Source organism: Bacteroides sp. 51 (genome assembly GCF_010500965.1).
GTDB lineage: Bacteria > Bacteroidota > Bacteroidia > Bacteroidales > Bacteroidaceae > Bacteroides.
On sequence record NZ_QVMI01000002.1, the window covers coordinates 1 to 12,032 of the forward strand.

General features: G+C 40.7%; 12 protein-coding genes and 1 pseudogene. 10 read left to right on the forward strand and 3 right to left on the reverse strand.

The window, feature by feature from the left end; genetic code table 11:
• The first annotated feature begins 321 nt into the window (after positions 1-321).
• The 4 genes and pseudogenes from D0T87_RS01855 to D0T87_RS01870 form a co-directional block, all read left to right on the forward strand.
• Positions 322-1,077 (forward strand): ParA family protein, encoded by a 756-nt coding sequence (locus tag D0T87_RS01855; RefSeq protein ID WP_163172308.1) that lies wholly within the window; start codon positions 322-324, stop codon positions 1,075-1,077.
• A gap of 6 nt (positions 1,078-1,083) precedes the next feature.
• Positions 1,084-1,341: a hypothetical protein gene (locus tag D0T87_RS01860; protein ID WP_163172310.1), complete on the forward strand. Its 258-nt coding sequence runs from the start codon at positions 1,084-1,086 to the stop codon at positions 1,339-1,341.
• Positions 1,342-1,344: 3 nt separating this feature from the next.
• Complete coding sequence (locus D0T87_RS01865; RefSeq protein WP_163172312.1) at positions 1,345-2,118, forward strand: SDR family oxidoreductase; 774 nt, start codon at positions 1,345-1,347, stop codon at positions 2,116-2,118.
• A 39-nt stretch (positions 2,119-2,157) separates the two neighbouring features.
• Positions 2,158-3,548, forward strand: a pseudogene (locus tag D0T87_RS01870) (helix-hairpin-helix domain-containing protein); the annotation flags it as partial.
• A 443-nt stretch (positions 3,549-3,991) separates the two neighbouring features.
• On the opposite strand, the gene D0T87_RS01875 reads toward D0T87_RS01870, so the two are convergent.
• Positions 3,992-4,762 carry a hypothetical protein gene (locus D0T87_RS01875; protein ID WP_163172314.1) on the reverse strand — a complete coding sequence of 257 codons (771 nt, stop codon included), beginning with the start codon at positions 4,760-4,762 and terminating at the stop codon, positions 3,992-3,994.
• Between the two features lie 9 nt (positions 4,763-4,771).
• On the reverse strand, positions 4,772-6,175 hold the full coding sequence (locus D0T87_RS01880) for an AAA family ATPase (RefSeq protein ID WP_163172316.1): 1,404 nt from the start codon (positions 6,173-6,175) through the stop codon (positions 4,772-4,774).
• Between the two features lie 505 nt (positions 6,176-6,680).
• On the opposite strand from D0T87_RS01880, the gene D0T87_RS01885 reads away from it, so the two are divergent.
• A complete protein-coding gene (locus D0T87_RS01885) occupies positions 6,681-7,220 on the forward strand; it encodes a hypothetical protein (RefSeq protein WP_163172317.1) in 540 nt (179 codons plus the stop codon).
• Between the two features lie 260 nt (positions 7,221-7,480).
• Here the strand turns inward: D0T87_RS01885 and D0T87_RS01890 are convergent, their stop codons facing one another.
• The gene (locus D0T87_RS01890) at positions 7,481-8,095 is read right to left on the reverse strand and encodes a recombinase family protein (protein WP_163172319.1); all 615 of its coding nucleotides are present in this window, start codon (positions 8,093-8,095) and stop codon (positions 7,481-7,483) included.
• Positions 8,096-8,499: 404 nt separating this feature from the next.
• On the opposite strand from D0T87_RS01890, the gene D0T87_RS01895 reads away from it, so the two are divergent.
• The 5 genes from D0T87_RS01895 to D0T87_RS01915 all read left to right on the forward strand — a co-directional run bounded on the left by D0T87_RS01895 (position 8,500) and on the right by D0T87_RS01915 (position 11,929).
• Positions 8,500-9,639: a hypothetical protein gene (locus D0T87_RS01895; RefSeq protein WP_163172321.1), complete on the forward strand. Its 1,140-nt coding sequence runs from the start codon at positions 8,500-8,502 to the stop codon at positions 9,637-9,639.
• Positions 9,621-10,067 carry a hypothetical protein gene (locus D0T87_RS01900; protein WP_163172323.1) on the forward strand — a complete coding sequence of 149 codons (447 nt, stop codon included), beginning with the start codon at positions 9,621-9,623 and terminating at the stop codon, positions 10,065-10,067. The genes D0T87_RS01895 and D0T87_RS01900 overlap by 19 nt, the downstream gene beginning before the upstream one ends.
• A gap of 1 nt (position 10,068) precedes the next feature.
• A complete protein-coding gene (locus D0T87_RS01905) occupies positions 10,069-10,419 on the forward strand; it encodes a hypothetical protein (RefSeq protein WP_163172324.1) in 351 nt (116 codons plus the stop codon).
• 4 nt (positions 10,420-10,423) lie between these two features.
• Entirely contained in the window at positions 10,424-10,927 is a 504-nt protein-coding gene (locus D0T87_RS01910) for a hypothetical protein (RefSeq protein WP_163172326.1), read from the forward strand.
• Between the two features lie 198 nt (positions 10,928-11,125).
• Positions 11,126-11,929 (forward strand): hypothetical protein, encoded by an 804-nt coding sequence (locus tag D0T87_RS01915; protein ID WP_163172328.1) that lies wholly within the window; start codon positions 11,126-11,128, stop codon positions 11,927-11,929.
• Positions 11,930-12,032: the final 103 nt, after the last annotated feature.

The following is a 12,032-nucleotide window of genomic DNA, read 5'->3' on the forward strand; positions in this document are numbered from 1 at the left end:
CAATGGTAATATCGTGATTTTCATTCGCATCTATATTTTGTATGATGCGAAGATACGACAGTTTTATTATATGTGAAATAATTATGAACATCTACTTATTAATTAAATAGATAGCCTTCATTAGTCATCCTTTAGCCCATATCAGATACTTTTGTATTCTAATATGGGCAAAAAACAATAATATAAACATCTATATATCAACTGATACTATTTATAGTAATTACTAAATAGAGTGAATTAGTAATTGTATCGAATACTAATAATAGTATATACTAATATAATTATTATCTTTGTGTTTTAAATGTAAAAACAAAACAAAATATGTCCAGTATTATAGCAATTTTAAATCATAAAGGTGGTGTAGGTAAAACCACAACAACCGTCAATCTTGCCGCTGCTTTGCAACAAAAAGGCAAGAAGGTTCTTGTTATAGACCTTGACGGACAAGCGAACCTTACCGAATCCTTTGGTTTCTCTATTGAAGAGCCTAACACAGTATATGGAGCGATGAAAGGTGAATATCCTCTTCCTCTTATAAAGACAGAGAGCGGCATTACCTTGATTCCGTCCTGTCTTGATTTGTCAGCAGCCGAATCAGAACTTATCAATGAACCGGGAAGGGAAATGATTTTGAAGCAACTGATTGGTAAGCTACCTAAAGAGAATAAGTTTGATTACATCCTCATTGATTGTCCCCCTTCATTGGGATTGCTTACTTTGAACGCATTAACGGCAGCCGACTTCCTGATTATACCGGTACAGGCTCAATTCTTAGCGATGCGAGGCATGGCTAAGATTATGAACGTTATCAGCATTGTTCAAGAGCGCCTCAATCCCAATTTAAAGATAGGTGGCATTGTCATTACCCAATACGACAAACGTAAGACACTGAACAAAAGCGTTACGGAGATTATCAATGAATCTTTCTGCGAAAAGGTTTTCAAGACAATTATCCGTGACAATGTGGCTTTGGCAGAAGCACCAATTAATGGGAAAAATATCTACGAGTACAATAAGAATAGCAACGGAGCCAAAGATTACATGGATTTAGCCAGGGAAGTCCTGAAATTAAAATAAACTGATATGGGCAAAAGCAATTCATTAAAAGATAGCATGAAAGGTGGTTTAAATAGCCTCCTTTCATCAACTACACCCTCTTCTATAGAAGAAAAACCAGTAAAAGTTGCGAAGGAGAAAGAGACAGTTGTACACTGTAATTTTCTCATCAACAAAAGCATTCATACCAGAATGAAGTATTTGGCAATAGACAAGAATATGTCCCTCAAAGACATTGTAAACGAAGCCATGAAAGAGTATCTGGATAAGTACGAGAAAAAGTAACTCATGGGAAGAATAATCATAGTGACCGGTGGAGCCAACGGCATTGGTCGTTGCATAACAGAACACTTCGCATCAGAGGGGGATACTGTATATATTTTAGATAAAGAAGCCAAGCAAACAGTTCTAGTAGCTAATGAAATGCAACACAAAGGATGGAATGTCATAGGTTATATCGGGGACATAGCCGACAAACAGACCCTTATAGATTTTGCTGGACAAGTCCTATCCGAGCATCCTGAAGGCATCCATTGTATCATCAACAATGCCTGCCTGATGCACGGAGGCGTGTTGGACGGTTGCGAGTATGAGGATTTCCTTTACGTCCAGCGGGTAGGTGTAGCCGCTCCCTTTATGTTGGCAAAGCTCTTCAAAGACCATTTCGTCGGCCTGGGTTCTATCGTAAATATCTCTTCCACGCGAGCGTTTCAATCACAACCCAACACGGAAAGCTATACGGCCGCCAAAGGCGGCATCACAGCGTTAACCCATGCGCTTGCCGTCAGTCTGTCCGGTATTGCACGTGTCAATTCTATTGCACCAGGATGGATAGAGACAGGCACCCATCAGGAAACAGCCTTCGTGCCTTCCAGTGAAAGTGATTACCTGCAACATCCCTCCCAACGAGTGGGTGCCCCTGACGACATAGCCCGTGCGGTCGCTTTCTTATGCGATGAACGAAACTCATTTATCAACGGTGAAAATATTACCATCGACGGCGGCATGAACAAATTAATGGTTTATCATAATGATTGTGGGTGGGAATATAAAGCCCGATAGCCCATAGCAATCAAGAATAATCTTTGAAGAGCAAAACAGATGATAAAGCTCCGTTGCGTAGTAGAACGTATCACCTATCAGAACCCCGATAACGGATATTCGGTGATGAAGGTCAATGTAAAAGGTTACAATGACCCTATAACCCTTGTGGGTAACCTATTGGAAGTTCCAGTAGGCAGTGTCCTATTATGCGACGGCAACTGGAAAGTCGATAAGAGATATGGAAGCCAGTTTGTTGCAGAATCATGGGAGGAAGTCATGCCCGCCACCATCTACGGCATCGAAAAATATTTGGGTAGTGGGCTTGTGAAAGGTATTGGTCCCAAGTTCGCCAAACTGATTGTAGCTGAATTCGGGCTGGAGACCATTGATGTGATAGAGAGCGACATCGAACGCTTGCACGAAGTGCCCGGCATCGGCAAGAAGCGTGTGGAAAAGATCGCTGAGAGCTGGGAAAAACAGAAAGACATCAAAAACGTAATGCTCTTCCTGCAAGGTTATGGGGTAAGTACCGCATACGCTGCCAAAATCTATCGCCAGTATGGCAAGGAAAGTATCGACAAGGTGAAAGACAACCCTTACCGACTGGCAGATGATATATGGGGCATCGGCTTTAAGACCGCCGACGGTATCGCCGCCAAAATGGGTTACGAAAAGAGCGACTTGCGCCGTTGCCGGAGTGGAATCCTCTACACGCCATCTACCTTCCCCCTTTTTACTATGCCGAATGTGGCACAGCCAACCGTCTGCGGGCACTGGTAGAAGCTGCCGAAGAGGACGGAAAGAAACCCACATTCAACCTTGCCGACATCTCGAAAGAAACCGGCATTGAATACGATGATATTCAGATAGCCGCTATCCGTCAAGCTATAGAATCCAAAGTGATGGTGTTGACAGGCGGTCCCGGAACAGGCAAGACTACTCCCACGCAAGGCATCATTGCTGCTTTGAAGACGGCAGGCATGAACATCCTACTCACCGCACCCATCGGCAGAGCCGCCAAACGAATGAGCGAAGCCACCGGCATGGAAGCCAAAACCATCCATCGGTTATTGGAATACAATCCCAAAGACGGGTACAAGCGTAATGAAGAAAACCCATTGGAAGCCGACGCCTTGATTGTAGATGAATGCTCGATGATAGACATCCTCCTGATGAATCACCTGGTGAAAGAACGGCTTCCGAAAGCATACAGTCTGTCGCCCGGCAACATACAAGTTCTTACGCCCATGCAGCGGGGAGTAGTGGGCGCATCCAATCTGAACTTAGCACTTCAGGAGGCTTTGAACCCTACATCTGTTTGTCTGAATCGGGGCGATTATTCTTACCGGAGAGGCGACCGTGTTATGCAGATACAGAACAACTACGACAAAGGAGTATTCAATGGCGACCTAGGGTACATCGAAGAAGTAGATATGGAAGAGGATACTGAAACGGAATACGAAACTCAAGGAAAGGTTAAACCCATCATTGGTTGCAAAAAAGGATAAACCGGTTATAGTTCCGAAAGCTATTCCTTATCCGGAACCCCCGGAAGCATCCTGTTCAATGGCGGCGGAGGATGCTGTTCTGTATGGGAAGAATTTATTTCCAAAAACACGTAGCCTGACGCACAACTTTCCTTTGCCGCAAGCATCGATTTGCTTTTGCGGCATATATGTGCGAAAGAAGAAGAACCGTTCAGGTATAATAAGCGTCGTTGTTGTCAGTAAATCCTCTGGCAGATATAAAAAAATAAAGTGCTCAGGTGCTGTCAATATAGAAGATGAAGCTCAACCACTGTGTATTGAAACTCAAAGTAGGATGTAGATACGGTTTGCCATTGCTCCAGATTTTTTTTGGGGGGGCGGATTTCGTATCAACACACGAAGAATCAGGTATAATACCCGTAAAACCATTTATAGCTTTGAAACAGGTTAAAATAGTAGTCGTTCTGGTAATATTTCAACAGGTCTGTGGGCATCTTTAGAATATCATTATCGAAAACACTCAGCAGTTCAGCTTTGGTTGTCACATCTATCCCTTTCTTTTTGACAGAATGCCAGAGCTTTCTGATCTCTTTGAGCGTTGCAGTATTCAGGCTCAATACCTTGATCGCATTATCCTTTTGAGTATCACTGTCCGTGGCATATACCTGTCCTGTTGAAGTATATTTGATAAGGCTATTAATAGCCGGAATAAATGGGAGGGGAACAATCTCATCATGCCCTCTTTTATTGTTGCAACAAGAGCAATCACGGGTGCCTTCAGTAAGTAATCCATTACATGAAGCCATCAAATTGTAATAGGCTACTGAATGGGGATAAGGGGGATAACTCCATGTTCTTACAAACGCGTCTAAATGAACTATATCAGAAAAATATCCGGCATATCGCGTCAGGTAGCCATTACATTCGGCTTCATCCGATCCCCGAGGAATGGCATGTTCAAGAGTCGTAGTTTCATCTTTAGCGAGTTTGCGCATACAATAACAGCAGTATCCTTGCTGTTCATCGATTAACAGATCACGTAATTGATCTTTTAAAGGTGTTTGCACAAATAACTTATAGCCTGGATTATTTCTTCTTCGCTGTGTTTCTTCCAGAAAATCAATTACAATTTCATTTGCTGCATCTGCGTTTGTGGTTTTATCGATGTAGTTCATGCTTTATTCTTACATATTTTCGCGTTCTTCCTCGATCTCTCTGATAACCATTGATTGCGTTCCTCCTGTAAGGGTGGCTATCTCGTTAAAAACCTGTTCGGCTTTTCCGTTTTCTTCTTTATCCAACAAAATAAAATATTGGTCTTTCAAAGTTTCAATTTCCGCCGGAGTGGAATTTACATCCATTACATCGCGTACACCGGTGCTATAATCTACTCCATATAGATTGGGTAACTCCTGACACCCATAGCCCTCGGCATCAGAAATAAGCTTTACTACTTTACTACCACCGTCTTTCTTTAAATTAGTAATAACTAAAGGAGAATGGGTGGAAACAATAAACTGTATTTCGGGAAAAGCATTTTTTAAGCGTTGCAAAACATCCTGTTCAAGTGTCGGATGCAGATGCAGATCCAGTTCGTCGATAATAACCACTCCAAAAGGTTTCTTGTCTCCATTCAGGATATAGGCACGATAAGCAATGTCGAAAACTATGGATAACAAACGCTTATATCCGGCAGGCAATTCATGGAAGAAGGAATTGCTATTGTCGGCAAACAGAAATTTAATATATGAGCGTTGGTTAACGATCTCCATATTCATGGTTAAAACTTTAAACGAGAGATCGTCCGGGCTTAAATCCACGTTGTCTGTGAATTTCTGCACACACTTTTCAATAAATGAAACTTCGGCTTTGTATGTGGAGAGTTCGTCGGAAATGACGCCAATCGAAGCTTGAAGTGTACTACTCTTCTCTTTTTCCTGTCTGGCTTTCAACTGTTCAATAGTTTTCTCGAAGGTATAAATTTTGCTTAAACAGTTTATAAACCGTTGTTCCCAGATATACGTACATGAGCTTTCTTCATCCCATTGATAATATCCCCAATTAAAAGGGAAATGGTCAAAAGTCTCCAATCCCTCTTTGGCTACTGTACCCACACGGGTATTGATATGCGGGTAAGAGTCTGAATAATACGCTAAAACAGGGTAAGACTTTGTTTGATTGGCTTTTCGTAAAAAATCAATATAAGCCTGTTTGTAACCGTTCGTTTTAAGAGCGGAACCTACGGTCGAAGTCTTATTGAGGTTCCAGGTCAAAGGTATCTCCTTGTAAACGGCTTCCCCTGCAATCTTTACTTCGTTTGCAAATGTATTCCCATTGGCTTTATCCCGCCAGATGTCCATCGTACCAATATTGGCAATCTTTAAGTCGGGAATACCTTTAATAAGGGGCTCGACGCCCCATTTGGGATTGTTGGCAAAAATGAAACTCAACACATTATGTACAGCATGAATAAGTGATGATTTTCCTGTTCCGTTTTTCCCGATCAATACGGTCACATCATTCGCGAGTGACAATTCAATATTCTGGAAGCAACGAAAATTTTCGATGGTAATTTTTTCGAGTTTCATATTGTTAACAGGCTAAATTCTATAATCTATATGCAAATTTAAAGAAAAATATTCAATTATCTGATTTTTATTCTCCCCTTTCCTCTTTTTTTCTCCCATCAGAAACAAAATTTTCACATCATATCCTCTTTTACCACCTTACTAAACCATCGCTCTACGAGCTTAACCTGATATTTTCCCCAGTTTTAGCCTTTCCTGTTGCATATTTTCATTAATTAGTGTACATGCAGAAATATCTTATTTCGCTATTCGGGAGGCTAGAACCCACTCCCCCCATTTTAATAAAAAAAAGCCAAACGCCTCACCCTACAGGAACGTTGTGGATAGAAAGAAGTTATGACAATAAATTAGGGTTTTGCTGATATGATAGGTTTTATTCATATCGAAACTTCTTTCCAACCAAAGCCAATTCTGCACATTTTTTTAGACGATCATTTGTTGATCTATTCTGTCACTTATTATACTTATTATCATTACCTTTATTCCCAAATCAATATACGTGGAAATGAACAGCTATTTAATTCTATGGTCCAATGACTGGTGCAAGAAACTTGAGAAGATGCCTGATAACGGCCCCATAAAAGTGATCTATGGCGGCGAGCATCAATCTGTGCCACCGCTGGGTAAAGTGATGGTGGGCGATATGGTATATCCTGTCAGAATTAATGGAGGGGCATTGTATCTGTTGGGGCGTTTTGAAATCTCAGCAATAGATGACGTTGAACTTTACCTCGCCTCTCAACAGATTGAAATACCTGCCGGGCACCTGTGGGACACCGGATCGGAAATTCTTATTAAAGAAAAGCCTGCCTTAGGGCACCTGATCCCCAGAAATTGTGTAAACCATGCGGCAATCGGCGCCGGAACCGCTTTGGTGTATGATAGGATTGTACCTGTTTCAATCGTTGAAAAGCTGAAGTTAGGCCCCAAAGGCAAAGAGAAACTGCTACCGCTGAAGGAGGGCAAAGTATCGCATGTGAATTTTCAAGGCCACTTTCGTCGATTAAGTGAAGAATCGGCGGAGATGGTGGGTGGGCTGATATAAAAAGGGGATATAGTTTTCAGCAGTATGTGAAAGGTTCTTGTTCCAGAACCAGATTTTCTATCGTTCTCCAAACCATATTTTTTGTACGGGGTACAACTCATGCGGTCGAAATGCTTGATTTAGCCGCATGAGTTGGGCGTTTCATACGGGTAGGTACCCTACACATACGGGTAAGTTAGACGTTTCGACTGTGTGCGAAAAAATTTTAGATTATCCCCTGTCTCATTCGGTTATTCTTTTCCTGAAAAGGAGAATAATGTCTATCCTTTTCTTGCTCCAAGTGGTCCCTTTGTATGCCCTCGGTTCAGATCCACACCGGCCTCATTCAATACCCTAAAAACAGAACTGCGGCTTTTGAATCCACTCGTTTTCCAGATGTCATCAATCGTATGCCCACTCTTATACATATTTACTACAAGCTTAGCTCTCTCTGCTTTATTGTGCGCGGCAGAAGTAAGAACCTTGATTTTGCTCTTCAACTTGCGTATATGATTAGTAGCTTTTCGATTGGCATTCACCTCTGAGGGCAATAAAGCAATGGTAAGCAACACTTCAGACGTTTTAGTTTCAGGAAACAATTCATTGCCGGAATCAATCCTGTCATGAATGGAGATAATCCGAATGACTTTCACCCAGCAGAACTCCAGAAAGAAGGATAATTGCCGAGTACCTTGTAGAACATTACTAAATTTAGGCACGACCAATTCATCACCCTTATGCAGGTTTCCCAGCACTTTATTCCATAGTGGACGTAGCTTCTCCTGTTCTGGTTGCTCTTCGACAATCTCACAGCAACCGTATCCCTTCATCCATTCAATATCGGTTTCAGCACCATCATAATGGCCGAAACGCATCAAATAGCCAATTTTTGCCATAACTTACTCTTTAGGTATGAAATTCGCGAGTAAAATTATAATATTTATAATAGAATGAATCATACTTAAACCAGAAAAATACATACTTTATATTTTTTTGCCTTATACTATTATTCGGCAGATGCAGATACTATCTATACCCTTGTCTGAACACCCTGACATATCTTGATATGAAAAAGCTCGAACGGACCAAATCGTCTGTTTGGTATCACGTTTTCCAATAATAATATGTTTTCCATATTTTGTTTTTACCACTATTTATTGCCTACTAATTAATTTATAACCAGTTATATAAGTTATACTATGAATATGATTATACAAGAATAATTAAATCAATTGGCAAATGAAATTTCTCTGAAATTTTATACTATACATTTGCAGATAAATTTTTAATCAAAGACAATATGGAGCGATTTTTATTGAAAAGAAGCCTGCATAAATGGCAGATAAAATATGCACAACACAAAGAATGTACCGTGCCATTTTTTATTAAATGGAGAAATAATCATACTTACTTTCTATTTATACTCATTTTCATACTATACCTATCAGGTTGCTCTTCAAAGGAGAATTATCTTTTTCAGGATTCCAATGAAGCCGTTCATGCTTATAATGACTTATTACAGCAAATAAGGTTGCACGATGGGGCTTCAATAGACCTTATTATTGATTTGGTCTATGAATGGCGAACGTTAAGTGACTCTGTATCTGCCTGCATCAATCGGGACAGTATCGATAATAAAAATTATCATACCAAATCGGCTTATAGCATAATCGGCGACTCGATTATTCTTGAACTTGAACGCCTAATTGACAGCAGCCCTCGAAATTTCAAGGATTATTATCACATACTGAATAAATTGTCGAGTCCGGAACTTCCTAAAGAGGTTAGAAATTTGATTGCATCAGCTCATCAGTTTTTCCATTCCATGGACTCCGTAACAATTCCTCAGATTGACAAGCGGCATACAATATTATTTTATGAAAACACGCTGGATTCAGCATTATCTCGTAACATCCACTCTAAACAAGACATCCTACATTTCCTGAAATCCGAAGATATTGCTTTCAGATTATTCCTTGGTCACTTGTCATCTTGGGGAGACATATCTCTCGATCATATCAAAGTGAAGACACAGGCGCAGATAAAAAGCATTTTTGAGTCAATGACCAGAAGCCAGGAGATAATGAGCAAATCAGAGATCGTAATACTGATGACCATGCGAAATAACCGTCGGTTGCTCCAGAATGCCACCACCTGTGTGACCGATGTACACAAATTGGACTTCAAAGATAGCAATCAGGCGACAGCGTACTTGTGGATGCTTCTCCAACCTTGGCTGTCAATAGACGGATTCTGCTATACACTGTTGTCTCAAGAAGAAAAGATATCACTTGAAAAACTAGCTGCTGAAATGCCTCAAGCTTTTAGGCAGTTGGAATCCGGACATTTTCCCATTGGCTTAAACGAGCTTCCACCACTTTTAATAAAAGCCTATATTGATAATTTATACACCACATCTATATGCAACAAGAACTTATAGAACGTTTCATCATGTTGGCTTCTTTGGAAATGCCCGATCTTATTGTCTCAACTCTTTTCCAAGGAGCAGAACTATCCGATGAAAGCACATTGCTGACATTCTCTTTACCAAAGAAGTATTCATTGGAAGAATTGATTGACGAGTTGGAGGATCAGATGGAATTAATCCTTTTATACCATCACATCCCCTCAGAAGATACCATCTTTGGGCATCGTTGCTGTGCATACTCTAACCCACATTTTGGGCACATGTACAAAATGAATGCTATCGCCGATGAGTGTTGCAGGTGCGACACTATCTACGTCACCTTGTATTCGTCCTTGGAAGTCATGGGCATTGAGTTGCGTAATGAACTAATAGAAACAGGCAAACATGGGCGGTTTATTTATAATCGCAAAGTTGATGAATTGCTACGGGATTTTATTTGACATGAATACGGAGTTATACCATCAATTGGTCAATCTTATCCATGCCACTTATACATGGGTGGATATTATGGACACTAACGGAGAAGAGATTTTCAGTTTTCATACCGGTGGGAGTTTTTATCCTGTTCACAGCCGGGTTTTGTGTCTGGTCGCCAAGTGGTCAAACTACAATTATCCGAAAGGCCAATGCTGGCGTATTCCTGAGTTTGAACTGGATAATGCCATCCGTGTGTTAAGCCAAAACCCATCGTTCAGAAAGCGTTGCCGGAACAAGCAACTTCTCTATACGGATGCGGAAGCAATCATTAAACAAGCCTCTTTCGGGCATATTATTTTAGAATTAGAACCATAATAAAATGATTACAAATAGTATACATATCCTATTCCCTGTATTGTTACTTCTGATTTTTCTATTTTGTTATAAATCAGGTGGCAAGCGAATGACTAAATTCTATGTACACATGACCTGTCGCCATTGTTGGCGCAGGTTTTATACGCTAATGTTGTTATTGATATTGTTGCTATTCCATTTCAACTATGTCAATATAGCTCAAAGTGTATGTGACCTGGTTCCCTCATCCGTCGCCTTTATCTTTCTGTTCTCACATCGTTTTACTGAGCGTATCATCTATTACCTCCAGAACAAAAAGACGCTTTTCGTCAGTGCCATCATTGCCATGCTCTGTGGATTTATTCCATTCTTCTTTTCGACAGCCGTTACAATAGAAGTTCTTTTATTCGGAGCGATATTTTATCCCTCACGAAAAGTGCGTGAGAAGATTTCATTTCCTGATTATCACAAGGAAATAATGGAGCAGCCAAAAGATATACGATACTCCTATTACAGTTGGAGTGACTGACAATTAGACTTCTTTTTTGGATGGCAATCGACTGTCATTGTAAAGAATCAAACTTTATCAATGAAAATGATTGTCCAAAAAACTTCTTTTCGCAATATATAGGTCCCAACAAGACAGCCACAGAAGCTTATTGTCAGTCACCATTCCTTCCAATACCAAGATTAGAATCATAACAATATTATTAAAATATATAATCCCATGAGTGAAATTATTGCAGATTACCAGATAAAGGCAGACAAGTTTCTGCTTGAGTATCTCCGGCCAAGAAGTACAGACCGGACATCGAAATTGGATGCTTTTTGTGAACTGATGAATATGGCAATAAGCAAAGATACCCCATCGGAGGAAACCCGGTTCGGCACCACCGTTTATTTGCACCAAGGACAGTTTACAGTGACTGTCACCGACCTTGCAAAAAAATGGAATTGGCATAGGGTTACGGTCAAGTCTTTTCTCGACAAGCTGGTTGAAATGAATTATGTCGAGATGTTTTCACGGGGCAAATTCTTTGTGATAGCCATGCATTACATCCAGCCGTCAGAACAGGAAAGAAACGAGTCGCTGCTCACCAAAGACGAGCAGCGACTTGCCAGATGGCTAAGTGGATATATTAGTGTAGAAGAGATGTTCTCTTCCAGTGTCGATTTCTTCAAAGATACGGATGCTATTTTCAAACCGCAGGAGACAGACAGTAGAGCAAATGCCGGGGCACGGTTACACCGGTTTATCTCACACCTCATCCTGAACCACTCCAATCTTATTCCGGAACAGCCCGATGTGAATGCGGCACTCGCCACGCTTTTTACCGAACATTGTCACCATGACTTCATTGAATTCTGGCGTCTGCTTTCTTTGGGTGGTCTTCTTTTCTCAAGTGGTCAAAGTCCGATACTTAAACCGCATTTATCCGAACTTTCAGATGAAGTCAAAAAGTTAACGGATATAATCTTTGAACACTACGGAGCAATACTCTGTTCTGCACCCATTGAAAATCAAAAATAGAATTCACCGCAAACCTACCTTCCTAACAAAAGGCAGGAAGCCCCGCTTTAACAAAATGCAGCCTCGTGAAGCCATTATTCCTTCCATTCCGGCAGGATATTCA

Coding starts and splice junctions, on each gene's coding strand:
- D0T87_RS01890 (WP_163172319.1), bottom strand. CDS start 8,095: ATGGCAAAAATTGGCTATTTGATGCGTTTCGGCCATTATGATGGTGCT.
- D0T87_RS01865 (WP_163172312.1), top strand. CDS start 1,345: ATGGGAAGAATAATCATAGTGACCGGTGGAGCCAACGGCATTGGTCGT.
- D0T87_RS01915 (WP_163172328.1), top strand. CDS start 11,126: ATGAGTGAAATTATTGCAGATTACCAGATAAAGGCAGACAAGTTTCTG.
- D0T87_RS01895 (WP_163172321.1), top strand. CDS start 8,500: ATGGAGCGATTTTTATTGAAAAGAAGCCTGCATAAATGGCAGATAAAA.
- D0T87_RS01885 (WP_163172317.1), top strand. CDS start 6,681: ATGAACAGCTATTTAATTCTATGGTCCAATGACTGGTGCAAGAAACTT.
- D0T87_RS01900 (WP_163172323.1), top strand. CDS start 9,621: ATGCAACAAGAACTTATAGAACGTTTCATCATGTTGGCTTCTTTGGAA.
- D0T87_RS01855 (WP_163172308.1), top strand. CDS start 322: ATGTCCAGTATTATAGCAATTTTAAATCATAAAGGTGGTGTAGGTAAA.
- D0T87_RS01905 (WP_163172324.1), top strand. CDS start 10,069: ATGAATACGGAGTTATACCATCAATTGGTCAATCTTATCCATGCCACT.
- D0T87_RS01880 (WP_163172316.1), bottom strand. CDS start 6,175: ATGAAACTCGAAAAAATTACCATCGAAAATTTTCGTTGCTTCCAGAAT.
- D0T87_RS01910 (WP_163172326.1), top strand. CDS start 10,424: ATGATTACAAATAGTATACATATCCTATTCCCTGTATTGTTACTTCTG.
- D0T87_RS01875 (WP_163172314.1), bottom strand. CDS start 4,762: ATGAACTACATCGATAAAACCACAAACGCAGATGCAGCAAATGAAATT.
- D0T87_RS01860 (WP_163172310.1), top strand. CDS start 1,084: ATGGGCAAAAGCAATTCATTAAAAGATAGCATGAAAGGTGGTTTAAAT.